The organism is Citrobacter youngae (assembly GCF_003818115.1).
In the GTDB taxonomy this organism is placed as follows: domain Bacteria; phylum Pseudomonadota; class Gammaproteobacteria; order Enterobacterales; family Enterobacteriaceae; genus Citrobacter; species Citrobacter youngae.
The window spans coordinates 19,610-36,328 of record NZ_RPOI01000024.1 but is presented as its reverse complement, the minus strand read 5'-3'; the positions used below and the strand labels follow the sequence as shown (position 1 = coordinate 36,328).

Here is a 16,719-nt window from a genome sequence, read left to right as displayed (position 1 = left end):
TCGTGATTCTGTGGTTGGCTATCGGCAAGTGTGGAGTTGAACTTGAGCATCTTTAAGTACAGCCCAATAAATGCGAATAATAGCAAAATCACCAAAAACGGAATATCAGCAAATTCCTGGAGTTATTTCAACCTATTGACTTTTAATTTGAAATAGGGATTAACTTTTAGTACGTTACATAAATGTAAATAAACGGCAATTCACATTGCCGAAACCGTGCTGTATATCGCACAATAACCCCAGATTTCACAGCAAAGATCCTCATGATGAGCAAATCATTACAAAAGCCCACGATTTTGAAAGTGGAAACCGTCGCACAATCCCGGCTATTTAAAGTCGAAAGCGTGGACCTTGAGTTCAGCAACGGCGTACGTCGTGTTTATGAGCGTATGCGCCCATCCACGCGCGAAGCGGTAATGATTGTGCCGATTGTGGATGACCACCTGATCCTCATTCGCGAATATGCGGTCGGAACTGAATCCTACGAGCTTGGTTTTTCCAAAGGGTTAATCGATCCGGGTGAAAGCGTGTTTGAAGCGGCTAACCGGGAACTGAAAGAAGAAGTGGGATACGGTGCGAAGGACCTGACGTTTTTGAAAAAACTCAGCATGGCGCCTTCCTATTTCTCCAGCAAGATGAATATTGTGGTCGCTGAGGATCTTTATCCTGAGTCGCTGGAAGGTGATGAGCCCGAGCCATTGCCACAGGTGCGCTGGCCGCTGGCGCATTTGATGGATCTGTTAGAAGACCCTGACTTCCACGAAGCGCGTAATGTCAGTGCGCTGTTCCTGGTACGCGAATGGCTGAAAGGGCAGGGGCGGTTTTAATCGACATTGCCGGATGGTGGATGTCGCCTTATCCGGCCTACAAAATCCAGCAATATCAAATAATTGTGCCGAAAATGTAGGCCGGATAAGCGAAGCGTCATCCGGCAAAAGATTAGAACAACTCGTGCGTCTCACCATTATCAATAATGGTTGTCCCCACCTCATGTACCGCCTGTTGCGTTGGCTGAGTACCTTCAATGAAATACTCTGCACGGCTGTTACCGCCGTTTGCCAGTTGGCCGGTGCTACGATCGATATTGACCGTAACGATACCCGGTGGTGGTGTCAGCGGCTGCTCAGGAACACCTTCTAATACACTCTTCATGTAGGCATCCCATGCAGGCTGCGCACTCTTGGCACCGCCTTCGTAGCCGGAGATTTGGTCTTTGATCGCGCCGGATGCCGTCGTATGTCCGAGATCGCGGCGATGATCATCAAAGCCGATCCATACCGAGGTCACCACCCCTGGGCCGTAGCCGGAGAACCATGCATCTTTCGAGCTGTTGGTTGTCCCGGTTTTCCCGCCGATGTCATGGCGCTGTAAATCGCGTCCTGCACGCCAGCCGGTTCCCATCCAGCCTGGTTCACCAAAGATATTGGTGTTCAACGCGCTCTTGATCAGGAAGGCCAGCGGCGTGTTGATGACGTGCGGTGCGTATTCTTGCGTGCCGCTTTGTGCGACCAGCGCCTGGTTAGCTTGCTCAAGCTGTGGCATTGGCACGGCGGCGTTTTGTTGTTCCTGAGATACCGCAACATCTTCAACGTTACTGTTTTCCAGCACGTTAGACTTCTGCGTATCGCCGTAAATTACCGGGATATCACATTCCGGGCAGGCAATTTTTGGCTTCGCCTCAAAGATAACGCCACCCATATCGCTTTCAATCTTACTGATGAAATACGGGTCGACCAGGAACCCGCCGTTTGCCATTACCGCGTAACCGCGAGCAACCTGCAGCGGAGTGAACGAGGCTGAACCCAGCGCCAGTGATTCAGTATGCACAATATTCTGTGCCGGAAAGCCGAAACGCTGCAGATACTCTGCCGCGTAATCCACACCCATTGCGCGCATGGCACGAACCATCACCACGTTTTTCGACTGGCCGAGCCCCTGACGTAAGCGGATAGGGCCAGCATATTGTGGCGGTGAGTTTTTTGGCTGCCAGTCAGAACCTGCACCGGCATCCCAACGGGAAATCGGTACGTCATTCAGCATACTTGCCAGCGTCAGGCCTTTATCCATCGCGGCGGTATACAGGAAAGGTTTGATGTTAGAACCCACCTGGCGTAACGCCTGGGTTGCACGGTTAAACTTGCTCTGGTTGAAGTCAAAACCCCCCACCAGTGCCAGCACTGCACCGTTTTGCGGGTTAATAGAAACCAGTGCGGAGTTAACGTCCGGCACTTGCGCCAGCCACCAGGCATCTCCCACCTGGCGTACCCAGATTTGCTGGCCAGTCTGTACTACGTCGGTCACTTTACGCGGTGTTGGGCCTTGTTGAGTATCCGAACGATAAGGACGCGCCCAGCGCATACCTTCCATACGTAATGACACCGATGTTCCATCCGCCAACGCAGCGGTCGCTTCCTGTGGGTTGGCGCTGGTGACAACCGCGGGCAGCAGCGGGCCGTAGGTCGGTAGCGCTTTTAGCGTATCGGTGATTTTTTTGCTGTCCCAACTGCTCCCGCCCACTTTCCACAGCACGTTCGACGGGCCGCGGTAGCCGTGGCGCATGTCGTAATCCATCACGTTGTTGCGTACTGCCTGCTGAGCTGCCTGCTGTACTTTGCGTGTAATGGTGGTGGTGATGCGATACCCGTCTTCATAGGCTTTCTCACCATAACGGTTATACATCTCCTGGCGCACCATCTCAGACAGATAAGGGGCTGAGAAAGCGATTTCCGGCGCGTGATAGTTGGCATCGATCGCTTCACTACGTGCCTGATCGTATTGGGCCTGGGTGATGTAGTTTTCGCTCAACATACGCGACAGTACAACGTTACGGCGCGCAGTTGCCCGGTCCATCGAATAGAGCGGGTTGAAGGTTGACGGCGCTTTTGGCAGACCGGCGATCACCGCGATTTCACTTAAGCTGAGTTGATCAACTGTCTTGCCGAAATAGACCTGCGCGGCAGCACCCACGCCATAGGCGCGATACCCCAGATAGATCTTGTTCAGATAAAGCTCGAGGATCTCGTCTTTACTCAGCAATTGCTCAATACGAATAGCCAGGAACACTTCTTTGATCTTACGCATCAGCGTACGTTCCGGACTCAGGAAGAAGTTTCTCGCCAACTGTTGGGTAATGGTACTGGCCCCTTGTGAGGCGTGGCCGGAGAACAACGCGACGCTGGCCGCACGGAAGATCCCCACCGGGTCCACCCCGTGGTGCTCATAGAAGCGGCTGTCTTCTGTGGCGATAAAGGCTTTAACCATTACCGGCGGCATTTGATCCAGCGTAACCGGAATTCGACGTTTCTCGCCATATTGCGCGATGAGTTCGCCGTCAGCACTGTAAACCTGCATTGGGATCTGCAGACGCACATCTTTTAGCGTCGCGACGTCAGGTAATTGTGGCTCGATATAGCGATAAAGGCCATAGATCGAGCCTGCTCCCAGCAGGATGCAACATACTGCAAGGATTAATAAATACTTTACGAACTTCACTGGAGATTTCCCATTTAGTGGCATTTGGGCAGTTTATAAACAAACGCGCGGTAGTATAAAGGCAAGCCAGACGCATTGATATACCCGTTGAAGGAACGGGTGATAAGGAGATCATCAGCAATGGCTTTTCGTATATGGAAAATTGGTCTGCATATTCAGCAACATGATGCGCTGGCTGTCGCTATCGTTCGTGACGCATCCGGTTGGGTCCTACAACGCTGGTGGCGTATGCCGCTGGCACATCAGGTTGTCGTCGATGGGCACATTCGTGAGCCGGAACAGCTTACTGCGGTGCTCCTGCCGTGGAGCCGTGAACTACCGCACAGGCACCATATTCATCTTTCTTTTCCTGCCAACAGGACGTTACAAAAAAAGTTACCCCGTCCAGCAATGACCCTACGCGAACCAGAGCAAACGGCATGGTTGTCTGGGGCAATGGCTCGCGAACTGGATATGGAGCCGGATGCGCTGCAGTTTGATTATAGCGAAGACACGCTAAGCCCGGCGTTCAACGTGACGGCGGCACAAAGCAAAGAAATATCGGCACTCCTGACACTGATGCATCCCCTGAAAGTACAGGTTACGGCCATTACGCCGGATGCCAGCGCCTTGCAGCGATTAATTCCTTATTTACCCGTGCATCAATCGTGTCTGGCATGGCGTGACGATACCCAATGGCTCTGGGCGAGCCGCACGGCATGGGGACGTAAATCGACGGGGGAAATTGACGATATTGACGCGCTTGCCGCGGCATTATCTCTTTGCCCTGTGGATATTGCGCTATGTGACGCTGGTGGCTTTGATCCCTTTAATGCGGTGTCCGTCCGCCAGCCACCGATTCCAACGGAAAGCCACAACTTTGCTGTTGCGCTTGGGCTGGCGATGGGAGGTGTGTACTGATGACGGCGAACATCAATCTTTTGCCCTGGCGTCAGTCGCGGCGGTATGCCCGTCTGCAATGGTGGGGAGCATTATTGAGTGGATCTTTACTGGTTATTGTGGGTATCGCGTTGGGTTATTACGCGCTTTCTCGGGTAGATAATCGGGTCGATTTACTGCTGGCTGATGCCGAAAAAATGCGGGCTGAAACCCTGATAGCGCTCAAGCCGCGCCTGCAACAGCGTCAACAACAATGGCAGCAGGCGCAACAAAGAGAAAAACGGCGTGAACAGATGCGAAGCTGGCAGTCTGTTTTACAAGGGGTGGCCGAGTTGCTGCCAGAACAGGCGTGGTTAACAGGAATGACCTGGCAGCAGGATACGCTGGAGCTGACAGGGCTGACGCTGAACGTTGCTGCGCTTCATAGACTGGAGACGCAATTACGTAAACACCCTGGGTTTCAGTTGGGAAGCTCAGGGGAAACGCGACAAGATGCGCAGGGACACTGGCAGTTTCACTATCGTCTGATACGGAGCGTTATGCATGCAGGCGCTTTGTGATGGCTGGTTAGCGCAGACGCCGCGGTTTCGACTTTTGTGCTGGGGCGGCTGGATGTTGGTTCTGATCGCGGCTGCGCTGTTGTGCCTTTATCCTGTAGAGCAACAACGGAAAGCGCAGCAGGCAGCATTAGTCCGTCAACGCGTGGCGATTCAAGATCAATGGCGCAATCTGTATCTGCTGGCGTCATCGGTTGAACAACCCTTTTCTCCCTCTGAAGCGAGGCCGGTTCCTTTTTCCCCATTGGTATATCAAAGCTCTCTTACACGTCTGATCCACTGGCAGCCCTCCGTACGGGGAGGCGAACTGGCGCTGAAAACTGCGTGGGATGCAGTCCCACACGTGTTTGCCCTACTGGCGGAACAGGGAATGAGTACGAGTCAGTTTTCTCTTAGTGCAGAAGATGCTGATGTGTTGTTGACGATACACCTGGAGCGTCTGAATGATGACTAAGCGCTGGCTGTTCGCGTGTTTTAGCGTGCTGTTGTTGACCGGCATGCGCAATCCCTTTCAGCCGCCAGAGGATCTCTGCCGGATGGCTGAGTTGTCGGCATGGCGTTATCAGGGGGCGGTGATCCAGGGAGGACGCTCAATTGGTTTTATGCAGGATGGTCAACACAAATGGCGGAGGGTCGAGCAGCGAGATGTTCTGAATGGCATCTGGAGGGTATCTCAGGTGACAGCCCAAAGCGTAACTATCGACACAGGGAATGATTGTGAGCCATCACGGTGGCAGTGGCAACGACAAGGAGAGGCGAATGAAGCGGTGGATAGTCATCGTGCTGATGACCGTAATACCCAGCGTGCTGGCTGGGAAAGCACAAAACGTGACGCTGGTGGTCGATGATGTGCCCGTTGTACAGGTGCTGCAGGCGCTGGCGGTGCAGGAACAGAAAAATCTGGTGGTTTCGCCGGATGTCAGCGGTGCGCTGTCGCTGCATTTGACGGATGTGCCCTGGAAACAGGCCTTGCAGACGGTGGTGAAAAGCGCCGGACTGGTATTACGTCAGGAGGGCAATATTCTGCATGTGCATTCAGTGCAATGGCAGAGTGAAAATGCGGCCCGTCAGGAAAACGAGCAGGCGCGGATTCAGGCCAGTCTGCCGCTGGAACATCGCAGCATCATTTTGCACTATGCCGATGCATCCGAGTTGGCCAAAGCCGGTGAAAAACTGCTGAGTACTAAAGGAAGTATAACGGTCGATAAACGTACCAACCGCTTACTGCTGCGAGACAATTCTGTTGCGCTAAACACACTGGAACAGTGGGTGGCGCAAATGGACTTGCCCGTTGAACAGGTCGAGCTGGCGGCGCATATCGTCACGATTAATGAAAAAAGTTTGCGTGAGCTGGGGGTTAAGTGGTCGCTGGCAGATGCACAATTGCCAGGGGCGGTGGGGAATGTCACCACGCTTGCCAGCGACCTTTCTGTGTCTACTGCAACATCGCGGGTGGGATTTAATATTGGCCGCATTAATGGTCGTTTGCTGGAGCTTGAGTTGTCCGCATTGGAGCAAAAACAGCAGCTCGACATCATTGCCAGTCCTCGATTACTGGCTTCTCATCTGCAACCTGCCAGTATTAAGCAGGGCAGTGAAATCCCGTATCAGGTCTCCAGCGGTGAAAGCGGCGCGACATCCGTCGAGTTCAAGGAAGCAGTACTGGGGATGGAGGTGACGCCAACGGTGTTGCAGAAAGGGAGAATCAGGCTGAAACTGCATATCAGCCAGAATGTTCCGGGACAGGTTCTACAGCAGGCAGATGGCGAAGTGTTGGCTATCGACAAGCAAGAGATTGAAACGCAGGTCGAGGTAAGAAGCGGCGAGACGATTGCGCTTGGCGGGATTTTTTCACATAAAAATAAATCCGCTGCCGACAGCGTGCCGCTGTTAGGCGACATTCCCTGGCTTGGCTCCCTTTTTCGTCACGATGGTAAAGAAGACGAACGGCGCGAATTAGTGGTCTTTATTACGCCAAGGCTGGTTTCAACGGAATAACTTATGCATGAAAAACCGTTGTTTTTGCACTGAACACGTTTCAGGGATTTGACGTGCGGGTGTATTTAGCATACAAGGAGTACCGATTTGAGCGTCGGTACTTTTCTTTACTTATGCGGCAGTAATACGCTTTGCCTTTCCGGTGGTGTGTCATAGGCTTATTTGGCGTCATTTGGCTGCGCGATACGTCGCCAGGTCTGATGTTTGCAGGGTAGCATGCCTGCCACGACCAGAAAGGCGTAAGGTTTGGTGATTTATTCAGTTGCCAAACCCGCTTGAGTATTGAGATAATTTTCAGTCTGACTCTCGCAATATCTTATGAGGTTTCAGTTCATGTCCTGCTGCGCTGGGTGTCTGCGAAGCGGGTTTACCATTAACGAATAGTCTTAGTAGTACCGAAAAAATGGCAGAGAAACGCAATATCTTTCTGGTTGGGCCTATGGGTGCCGGAAAAAGCACTATTGGGCGCCAGTTAGCTCAACAACTCAATATGGAATTTTACGATTCTGATCAAGAGATTGAGAAACGAACCGGAGCTGATGTGGGCTGGGTCTTCGATGTAGAAGGTGAAGACGGCTTCCGTGATCGCGAAGAAAAAGTCATCAACGAGTTGACGGAAAAACAGGGTATTGTGCTGGCAACTGGCGGTGGCTCTGTAAAATCACGTGAAACACGTAACCGTCTTTCCGCGCGTGGCGTCGTGGTCTATCTTGAAACGACAATTGAAAAACAGCTTGCACGTACTCAACGTGACAAGAAACGCCCGCTGCTGCAGGTAGAATCGCCGCCGCGTGAAGTTCTGGAAGCATTGGCCGACGAACGCAACCCTCTGTATGAAGAGATTGCCGACGTGACCATTCGCACCGACGATCAGAGCGCGAAAGTCGTAGCAAACCAGATTATTCATATGCTGGAAAGCAACTAATTCTGGCTGAATACACACTCGTCTGCGGGTACAAGTAACTAAGGTGGATGTCGCGTAATGGAGAGGATTACAGTCACTCTCGGGGAACGTAGTTACCCTATCACCATCGCGGCTGGTTTGTTTGATGAGCCAGCTTCATTCTTGCCGCTGAAATCGGGCGATCAGGTTATGTTGGTGACCAACGAAACCCTGGCTCCCCTTTATCTCGATAAGGTTCGCGGCGTACTTGAACAGGCGGGTGTTAACGTTGATAGCGTTATCCTTCCCGATGGCGAGCAGTATAAAAGCCTGGCGGTGCTGGATACGGTCTTCACTGCGTTACTGCAAAAACCGCATGGTCGCGATACCACGCTGGTCGCACTTGGCGGCGGCGTGATTGGCGATCTTACCGGTTTTGCAGCAGCCAGCTATCAGCGTGGTGTTCGTTTTATTCAAGTCCCGACAACGCTGTTGTCGCAGGTTGACTCCTCCGTAGGCGGTAAAACCGCCGTAAACCATCCCCTCGGTAAAAACATGATTGGCGCGTTTTACCAACCTGCTTCCGTGGTGGTGGATCTCGACTGTCTGAAAACGCTTCCTGCGCGTGAATTGGCATCGGGCCTGGCGGAAGTGATCAAATACGGCATCATCCTTGACGGTGAATTTTTTAGCTGGCTGGAAGACAATCTGGATGCGTTATTGCGTCTGGATGGTCCGGCAATGGCGTACTGTATTCGCCGTTGTTGTGAGCTGAAAGCAGAAGTTGTCGCAGCGGACGAGCGCGAAATGGGCTTACGTGCTTTACTGAATCTGGGACACACGTTTGGCCATGCTATCGAAGCTGAAATGGGTTATGGCAATTGGTTACATGGTGAAGCCGTCGCAGCAGGTATGGTAATGGCTGCCCGCACGTCAGAACGTTTGGGTCAGTTCACCTCCGCTGATACGCAGCGCATCATTACGCTGTTACAGCGAGCAGGCTTACCGGTGAATGGGCCGCGTGAAATGTCCACTGAGGCTTATCTGCCGCACATGCTGCGAGATAAAAAAGTGTTGGCGGGAGAGATTCGTTTAGTGCTTCCGCAGGCGATAGGGAAGAGTGAAGTGCGCGGCGGAGTGTCGCACGAGGTGGTTCTTAACGCGATTGCTGATTGCCAGCAGGCGTAACAACAAGAAAGGTCAGGCTTGCGTTGTAAAGCGTAAGTCTTTTAGCTTCAGGTTATGTGCAAAGTCGTAAGCATTAACCTTTGAGTGGGGTGTTAAATGGATGAATTCAAACCAGAAGACGAGCTGAAACCCGATCCCAGCGATCGTCGTACTGGTCGTTCTCGTCAATCGTCTGAACGCGATAATGAGCCGCAAATCAATTTTGATGATGTTGATCTGGATGCCGACGATCGCCGTCCTGCGCGGGCACGTAAAGAGCGTGATGAAGAGCAGGACATTGAAGAAGACTATGAATCTGATGACGATGTTGTGGATGAAGAACGTGTAGAACGTCGCCCACGCAAGCGTAAAAAAGCGGTCAGTAAACCAGCCTCCCGTCAGTACATTATGATGGGTGTGGGTGTTCTGGTACTGCTGCTGCTAATTGTCGGTATCGGTTCTGCGCTGAAGGCCCCCTCATCTTCCTCTTCCAGTGAGCAGGCTGCGTCTGGTGAGAAGAGCATCGATCTTTCTGGCAGCAATGCGACGGATCAGGCGAACACCACAATGCCTGCGACGGGTGCTGAGCAGACCGCTGGCAATACGCAGCAGGATGTTTCTCTGCCGCCGATTTCCTCTACCCCGACTCAAGGCCAGGCACCTGCCACAGCGGAAGGTCAGCAGCGCGTCGAAGTTCAGGGCGATCTGAACAATGCACTGACGCAGCCGCAAGGTCAGGCACAGGTTAACAACGTCGTAGTCAACTCTACGCTGCCAACTGAACCTGCTACCGTAGCACCAGTTCGTAATGGCAATGCAGGGCGTCAGACTGCGAAGACTGAGCCAGCAGAACGTACTGCAGTTGCACATCAGGAACGCAAACAGGCTGTTATTGAGCCGAAGAGCAAGCCGCAGACCACGGTAAAAGCGACGCCGACAGAGCCAAAACCTGTTGCTCAGGCTAAACCAACCGCAACTGCGCCGACGACCACAACCAAAGCGCCGGTGGTAACCGCTACGCCGAAAGCGACTGTTGAGCCTAAAGCAACCGCGACGACGCCAGCCCAGACTGCAACACCTGCACCAACGACAGCAACACCGGTTGCGGGTGGTGCGAAAAGTGCAGGGAACGTTGGCGCGTTAAAATCAGCGCCATCCAGTCACTACACGCTGCAGCTCAGCAGTTCCTCTAACTACGACAACCTGAATGGTTGGGCGAAGAAAGAGAACCTGAAGAACTACGTGGTGTACCAGACGACGCGTAACGGTCAACCGTGGTATGTTTTGGTGACGGGCGTGTATGCGTCTAAAGAAGATGCGAAACGTGCAGTGTCTACGTTACCCGCCGACATTCAGGCGAAAAACCCGTGGGCAAAACCGCTGCACCAGGTTCAGGCCGATTTGAAGTAAGATAGGATATGTTCTGCAATGGTTTGCTGTTTCGCCCAATTGCGGGACAAAGACTAAAGCGCAGGATGCTGTCGGAGCTTTCTCCACAGCCGGAGAAGGTGTAATTAGTTAGTCAGCATGAAAAAAAATCGCGCTTTTTTGAAATGGGCAGGGGGGAAATATCCCCTGCTTGATGACATCAAACGGCATTTACCTCAGGGTGAATGCCTGATTGAACCCTTCGTGGGTGCAGGGTCGGTGTTTCTCAACACCGACTTTTCTCGTTATATTCTTGCCGATATCAACAGCGACCTTATCAGTCTCTATAACATCGTGAAGACGCGTACCGATGAGTATGTGCAGGCTTCACGTGAGCTGTTTATGCCTGAAACGAATCAGGCTGAGGTGTACTACCAGTTCCGGGAAGAATTTAATGCCTGCCAGGACCCGTTCCGACGTGCAGTGCTGTTCTTATATCTCAACCGTTTTGGCTATAACGGGTTATGCCGTTATAACCTGCGTGGTGAGTTTAACGTCCCCTTTGGTCGTTATAAAAAACCCTACTTCCCGGAAGCCGAGTTGTACCATTTTGCTGAAAAAGCGCAAAATGCAGAGTTCCATTGCCTCTCCTATGAAGAGTGCATGGATCGCGCGGATAGCAACTCTGTGGTCTACTGTGACCCGCCATATGCACCGCTCTCGGCGACGGCAAATTTCACCGCGTATCATACCAACAGCTTTAGCCCGAAAGAGCAGGCGCATCTGGCCGAGATGGCAGAAAAGCTGGTCAGTAAGCAGATCCCGGTGTTAATTTCGAATCATGACACGCCGGATACCCGCGAATGGTATCGAGCGGCGAAACATTTTCAGGTCAAAGTGCGGCGCAGTATAAGCAGCAACGGCGGCACACGTAAAAAGGTGAACGAACTGCTGGCACTATACAAACCAGGAGTCGCAACGCCTGCGAAAAAATAATTCTCAAGGAGAAGCGGATGAAACAGTATTTGATTGCCCCCTCAATTCTGTCGGCTGATTTTGCCCGCCTGGGTGAGGACACCGCGAAAGCGCTGACCGCGGGTGCTGATGTCGTTCACTTTGACGTCATGGACAACCACTACGTGCCGAACCTGACCATCGGCCCGATGGTACTGAAATCGCTGCGTAAATATGGCATCACCGCTCCGATTGATGTTCATCTGATGGTGAAGCCCGTTGATCGTATTGTCCCGGACTTCGCCGCCGCTGGCGCCAGCATCATTACTTTTCACCCGGAAGCCTCCGAGCATGTTGATCGCACTTTACAGCTGATCAAAGAGCATGGCTGTAAAGCGGGGCTGGTGTTCAACCCGGCAACACCGCTGAGTTATCTGGACTACGTCATGGATAAGCTCGACGTGATCCTGCTGATGTCCGTTAACCCAGGCTTTGGTGGACAGTCCTTTATCCCGCAAACGCTGGATAAGCTGCGCGAAGTGCGCCGTCGCATTGATGAATCTGGCTATGACATCCGTCTGGAAGTGGACGGCGGCGTTAAGGTGAACAACATTGGTGAAATCGCGGCTGCCGGTGCGGATATGTTTGTCGCAGGCTCTGCTATTTTCGACCAACCAGACTACAAAAAAGTCATTGATGAAATGCGCAATGAACTGGCGAAGGTAAGTCATGGATAAATTTCAGGACATTCGGGGCGTAGCATTTGACCTCGACGGTACGCTGGTTGACAGTGCGCCGGGATTAGCCGCAGCGGTGGATATGGCGCTGTATGCGCTGGAACTGCCGGTAGCCGGTGAAGAACGCGTTATCACCTGGATTGGCAATGGCGCAGACGTACTGATGGAGCGCGCGCTGGCGTGGTCTCGTCAGGAGCGCGCGACCTTACGCAAAACGATGGGTAAACCGCCCGTTGATGATGATATTCCCGCCGAGGAACAGGTGCGTATTTTGCGCAAGCTGTTCGACAGATACTACGGCGATGTCGCAGAAGAGGGGACATTCCTGTTCCCTGATGTTGCCGACACGCTGGGCGCGCTGCATGCGAAAGGATTACCGCTGGGTCTGGTAACCAACAAACCGACGCCGTTTGTCGCGCCATTGCTTGATGCGCTGGATATTGCCAAATATTTTAGCGTGGTCATCGGTGGTGATGACGTACAGAACAAAAAACCGCATCCGGATCCGCTGCTGCTGGTGGCAAGCAAGCTTGGCATCAAGCCTGAGCAAATGCTCTTCGTAGGGGATTCACGCAATGATATTCAGGCGGCAAAAGCTGCTGGCTGTCCGTCCGTTGGCCTGACCTATGGCTACAACTACGGTGAGTCGATCGCGCTGAGCCAGCCCGACGTTATTTACGACCGTATTAATGAACTACTGCCCGCTCTCGGGCTTCCGCATAGCGAAAATCAGGAATCAAAAAATGACTAAGCCCATCGTTTTTAGTGGCGCACAGCCCTCAGGTGAATTGACCATTGGCAACTATATGGGTGCGCTGCGTCAGTGGGTGAGCATGCAGGATGACTACCATTGCATCTACTGCATCGTTGACCAACATGCTATCACCGTTCGTCAGGACGCTCAGCAGTTGCGTAAAGCAACGCTGGATACGCTGGCGCTGTACCTGGCATGCGGTATCGATCCTGAAAAAAGCACCATTTTCGTCCAGTCTCATGTGCCGGAACACGCACAGTTAGGTTGGGCGCTGAACTGCTACACCTATTTCGGTGAGCTGAGCCGTATGACCCAGTTCAAAGATAAATCCGCACGCTATGCGGAGAACATCAACGCCGGGCTGTTTGATTACCCGGTGCTGATGGCGGCGGATATTCTGTTGTATCAGACCAACCAGGTACCGGTTGGTGAAGATCAGAAACAGCATCTGGAACTGAGCCGTGATATCGCTCAACGTTTTAACGCCCTGTACGGCGATATCTTTAAAGTGCCTGAGCCGTTTATTCCGAAATCCGGTGCGCGCGTCATGTCGCTGTTGGAGCCGACGAAGAAAATGTCCAAGTCGGATGACAACCGCAATAACGTGATCGGCTTGCTGGAAGATCCGAAATCAGTGGTTAAGAAAATCAAACGCGCGATGACCGACTCGGAAGATCCGCCTGTTGTTCGTTACGATGTGAAAGAAAAAGCGGGCGTCTCCAACCTGCTGGATATCCTCTCTGCCGTTACTGGCCAGAGCATTCCTGAGCTGGAACAGCACTTTGAAGGCAAAATGTATGGTCATCTGAAAGGTGAAGTCGCAGAAGCTGTCTCCGGCATGCTGACGGAGCTTCAGGAGCGCTATCACCGTTTCCGTAACGATGAAGCCTTCCTGCAGAAAGTGATGAAAGAGGGCGCGGAAAAAGCCAGCGCGCGTGCCTCTGTTACGCTGAAAGCCGTGTATGAGGCTATTGGCTTTGTTGCCAAGCCGTAATACTTTTTGCATTGCTGAAAAAACCGGGAATTTCCCGGTTTTTTTGTATCTGCGCAAAGAGATTTATTGATTATTCAGCCACTGCGCCGCAACCGCCAATCATTTTAGAAATTGAAATTGCCGGGTGCAGCAGGTAATCATACGAGCAGGTTTTATTACGGTTTTCAATATGACCCGTACAAGCGGTCAACGTCGTCAGAATCCCTGCCACAAGGGCAATTTTTGCAATCTTAAGCATAACGAAATCCTTGTAGATATAACTATTTATATATATGAAAAAAATGGAAAAAATCCATTTTCCGCCGGTGAAAATATCAAGTAATGGAACAAGGAGGTAGTCCAGATAAGGACTACTCAAAGACAAGGAAATATGCTTTGAAAAACAGGTGAGAAATAAAAACGGCAGTCAGGAAAGAGATTCCAGGACTGCCGTTTGTGTTAATTAGCGGAACGATTTCAGAACGGTATACCGTTGGTTATTTCGCTGATGTGAATCAATGGTTCGAGAACCAGTTCAGCTTATCGCGTAATCCCACTACACGACCCACGATAATCAGCGCCGGGCTTTCAACCTGTTTTGCCAGTTCACCGAGCTGTGTCAGCACACCACTGACGACGCGCTGTGTTACGGCAGTACCATTCTCGACCAGAGCAACCGGCATATCGGCTTGCATACCAAACTCGATGAGTTTTTCCTGAATCGTTGCCGCCTGATTCAGTCCCATATAGAACACCAACGTTTGTTTCTCTGCTGCCAGGTTCTCCCAGTCCAGCTCACCGCCTGTTTTCAGGTGCCCGGTGACCAGGCGTACGCTCTGCGCATAATCGCGATGAGTCAGTGGGATACCGGAATAAGCAGAACAGCCAGAAGCCGCTGTAATGCCTGGCACGACAGAGAATGGAATACCGGCATGACACAGGGTTTCCAGCTCTTCGCCACCGCGGCCAAAGATGAATGGGTCACCGCCTTTCAGTCGCACCACGCGCTTGCCTTGTTGCGCTTCACGCAGCAGGATCTGGTTGATCTCTTCCTGCGGAACGCAGTGATAACCCGCACGTTTGCCTACGAACACACGATCTGCATCGCGGCGTACGAGGTTCATGATGTCGTCAGAAACCAGACGGTCATATACCACAACATCAGCTTGCTGGATCTGCTGTAGCCCTTTCAGCGTCAGCAGGCCGGCATCGCCAGGACCGGCGCCAACCAGCACCACTTCACCACGATGGTCCAGAGGTTCACTGAGCAACTGCTCGGTGGTTTCCTCGATGGCTTTCTGATCGCTATTCGCAAGCGACTGCGCCAGGCGGTCGTTAACGAACAATTTTTCCCAGAAGCGGCGACGTTCACCCATGCTGGCAAACTGTTGCTTCACCCGGGAGCGCAACTTGCCGGCATATTGTGCGACCTGGCCCAAATGCTGAGGCAACACGGATTCGAGTCTTTCACGCAGCAGGCGGGCAAGAACAGGGGATGTCCCGCCAGAGGAGACCGCCACCATCAGCGGAGAGCGGTCGATAATGGAGGGCATGATAAAACTGGCCGCTTTTGGCGCGTCGACCACGTTGCAGAAGATACGGCGTGACTCCGCGGCGGTGCTGACGCTTTGGTTGACGGCATCGTCGTCAGTAGCGGCGATAGCCAGCCAGCAAGAGTCGAGCAGGGCTTCATCGAATGGCCCCTCAACCAGCGTCAGCATGCCTTCATTTGCCCATACGGTGAACTGCGGAATAAACGCCAGCGCATTAACCGTTAAACGGGCGCCAGCTTCCAGCAGTAACCGCGCTTTGCGTTCTGCGACATCACCACCGCCGACGATCAAGCAGTCGCGGTCACGTAGTTGACAAAATATAGGCAAATGGTCCACGACATTACCCCTTAATTAATTATTGGCAGCAGCCTCAGAATCTACCCATTAGGCTATCTTATTTGTCAGTTTGCCCCTGGGCAGTGCTCACAATCCTCACGTACTGCATGTACGTTCCGGTTGTTCCGCGCTGTCCGTGTTCAAACTGCCTGCATCGAATACGCCTACTGGGCAAGATTTTCAGCTTGATTGATTTTTGCCGGAGCCGGACGCTCCGATTTTGGCGTAGCATACCAATAACCCAATCCCATGAATACGACACCGGACAAAGTATTACCGAGTGTCACCCACAGAAGGTTATGACCAATTCCGGACAGGGTATAAGCTTCGCTGTGATGACCGAACCAGGAAAGGGCAAACAGCGTCATATTGGCAACGGAGTGTTCATAGCCGGACGCGATAAACGCCAGCAGACACCACCAGATAGCGAGGAATTTTGCCGCGCCTTCGGTGCGGATTGCCATCCAGATTGCCAGACAAACCAACCAGTTACATAGCGCGCCTTTAAAGAACAGTACCGTTGCAGGTGCGGTGGTTTTCGCCAGCGCGACCGAATGGACAATGCTGGTATCAACCGGCAACAGGCTGCCGCCACCCCAGCTGTACAGCAGGGCGACAAACACGGAACCGACCAGGTTACCCAGCCAGGTTTGTGGCAGAATTGCCCACATCTGACCGTGGCTGATGGTGCCTGCTTTGACGCCGAGCGTCAGGAACATGGTGTGACCGGTAAACAGCTCTGAACCGGCAATAATCACCAGCGTTAAGGCGATACCAAAGGTTGCACCCATCACCAGCGGACGCACGGACGGGTCAAGCAGATTACCGAGCGTAAAAATAAGAATGATGCCGAGGCCAACGTAGGCCCCCGCCATTGCCGAACTGACCCAGAATCCGAGCGGGTTATTTGCCGACAGGCGTGCGATGCGCGCAGCGTTAGCTGCACACTTATTGATAGTGTCTGTGAACATGTGTTGATTATCCTTTTCTCACTTCATCCTTTGCACTGCGTCTTTGTTGGCTACTGAGTTACTCGTCTCGTCCTGAGACTCGCCCTTACGGGCCGTC

The 16,719-nt window shown here is 52.6% G+C and carries 17 protein-coding genes; 13 read left to right on the top strand and 4 right to left on the bottom strand.

Annotated elements, in window-relative coordinates; genetic code table 11:
- Positions 1-266: 266 nt before the first annotated feature.
- On the top strand, positions 267-827 hold the full coding sequence (nudE, locus tag EHN13_RS19815) for an ADP compounds hydrolase NudE (RefSeq protein ID WP_048213799.1): 561 nt from the start codon (positions 267-269) through the stop codon (positions 825-827).
- Positions 828-939: 112 nt separating this feature from the next.
- Here the strand turns inward: nudE and mrcA are convergent, their stop codons facing one another.
- Positions 940-3,492: a peptidoglycan glycosyltransferase/peptidoglycan DD-transpeptidase MrcA gene (gene mrcA, locus EHN13_RS19810; protein ID WP_167469972.1), complete on the bottom strand. Its 2,553-nt coding sequence runs from the start codon at positions 3,490-3,492 to the stop codon at positions 940-942.
- Positions 3,493-3,612: 120 nt separating this feature from the next.
- Here mrcA and EHN13_RS19805 point away from each other — a divergent pair, with 120 nt between their 5' ends.
- The 12 genes from EHN13_RS19805 (at position 3,613) to trpS (ending at position 13,783) form a co-directional block, all read left to right on the top strand.
- Entirely contained in the window at positions 3,613-4,392 is a 780-nt protein-coding gene (locus EHN13_RS19805; RefSeq protein ID WP_048213549.1) for a type IV pilus biogenesis protein PilM, read from the top strand.
- Complete coding sequence (locus EHN13_RS19800; protein WP_101742609.1) at positions 4,392-4,931, top strand: PilN domain-containing protein; 540 nt, start codon at positions 4,392-4,394, stop codon at positions 4,929-4,931. Before EHN13_RS19805 ends, EHN13_RS19800 begins: the two co-directional genes overlap by 1 nt.
- A complete protein-coding gene (locus EHN13_RS19795) occupies positions 4,915-5,382 on the top strand; it encodes a HofO family protein (protein WP_061068729.1) in 468 nt (155 codons plus the stop codon). Before EHN13_RS19800 ends, EHN13_RS19795 begins: the two co-directional genes overlap by 17 nt.
- Positions 5,372-5,776, top strand: coding sequence for a HofP DNA utilization family protein (locus EHN13_RS19790; protein WP_075551437.1), 405 nt, complete (start codon positions 5,372-5,374; stop codon positions 5,774-5,776). Before EHN13_RS19795 ends, EHN13_RS19790 begins: the two co-directional genes overlap by 11 nt.
- The gene (hofQ, locus tag EHN13_RS19785; protein ID WP_124021952.1) at positions 5,688-6,926 is read left to right on the top strand and encodes a DNA uptake porin HofQ; all 1,239 of its coding nucleotides are present in this window, start codon (positions 5,688-5,690) and stop codon (positions 6,924-6,926) included. The genes EHN13_RS19790 and hofQ overlap by 89 nt, the downstream gene beginning before the upstream one ends.
- A 403-nt stretch (positions 6,927-7,329) precedes the next feature.
- The gene (aroK, locus tag EHN13_RS19780; RefSeq protein ID WP_003023552.1) at positions 7,330-7,851 is read left to right on the top strand and encodes a shikimate kinase AroK; all 522 of its coding nucleotides are present in this window, start codon (positions 7,330-7,332) and stop codon (positions 7,849-7,851) included.
- A 57-nt stretch (positions 7,852-7,908) separates the two neighbouring features.
- Positions 7,909-8,997: a 3-dehydroquinate synthase gene (gene aroB / locus EHN13_RS19775; RefSeq protein WP_124021951.1), complete on the top strand. Its 1,089-nt coding sequence runs from the start codon at positions 7,909-7,911 to the stop codon at positions 8,995-8,997.
- A gap of 96 nt (positions 8,998-9,093) precedes the next feature.
- Entirely contained in the window at positions 9,094-10,386 is a 1,293-nt protein-coding gene (damX, locus tag EHN13_RS19770) for a cell division protein DamX (RefSeq protein ID WP_061068727.1), read from the top strand.
- A gap of 117 nt (positions 10,387-10,503) precedes the next feature.
- Entirely contained in the window at positions 10,504-11,340 is an 837-nt protein-coding gene (gene dam / locus EHN13_RS19765; protein ID WP_048213543.1) for an adenine-specific DNA-methyltransferase, read from the top strand.
- A 17-nt stretch (positions 11,341-11,357) separates the two neighbouring features.
- Positions 11,358-12,035 (top strand): ribulose-phosphate 3-epimerase, encoded by a 678-nt coding sequence (gene rpe, locus EHN13_RS19760; protein WP_040231743.1) that lies wholly within the window; start codon positions 11,358-11,360, stop codon positions 12,033-12,035.
- Positions 12,028-12,786 (top strand): phosphoglycolate phosphatase, encoded by a 759-nt coding sequence (gene gph / locus EHN13_RS19755; RefSeq protein ID WP_115642758.1) that lies wholly within the window; start codon positions 12,028-12,030, stop codon positions 12,784-12,786. Before rpe ends, gph begins: the two co-directional genes overlap by 8 nt.
- Positions 12,779-13,783, top strand: coding sequence for a tryptophan--tRNA ligase (gene trpS / locus EHN13_RS19750; protein WP_124021950.1), 1,005 nt, complete (start codon positions 12,779-12,781; stop codon positions 13,781-13,783). The genes gph and trpS overlap by 8 nt, the downstream gene beginning before the upstream one ends.
- Before the next feature lie 70 nt (positions 13,784-13,853).
- On the opposite strand, the gene EHN13_RS19745 is transcribed toward trpS, so the two are convergent.
- From EHN13_RS19745 to nirC, 3 genes are all read right to left on the bottom strand, one after another.
- A complete protein-coding gene (locus EHN13_RS19745) occupies positions 13,854-14,021 on the bottom strand; it encodes a YhfL family protein (RefSeq protein ID WP_048213798.1) in 168 nt (55 codons plus the stop codon).
- 256 nt (positions 14,022-14,277) lie between these two features.
- Entirely contained in the window at positions 14,278-15,651 is a 1,374-nt protein-coding gene (gene cysG, locus EHN13_RS19740; protein ID WP_116360428.1) for a siroheme synthase CysG, read from the bottom strand.
- Positions 15,652-15,815: 164 nt separating this feature from the next.
- Positions 15,816-16,622 (bottom strand): nitrite transporter NirC, encoded by an 807-nt coding sequence (gene nirC / locus EHN13_RS19735; protein ID WP_101743305.1) that lies wholly within the window; start codon positions 16,620-16,622, stop codon positions 15,816-15,818.
- Positions 16,623-16,719 lie beyond the last annotated feature (97 nt).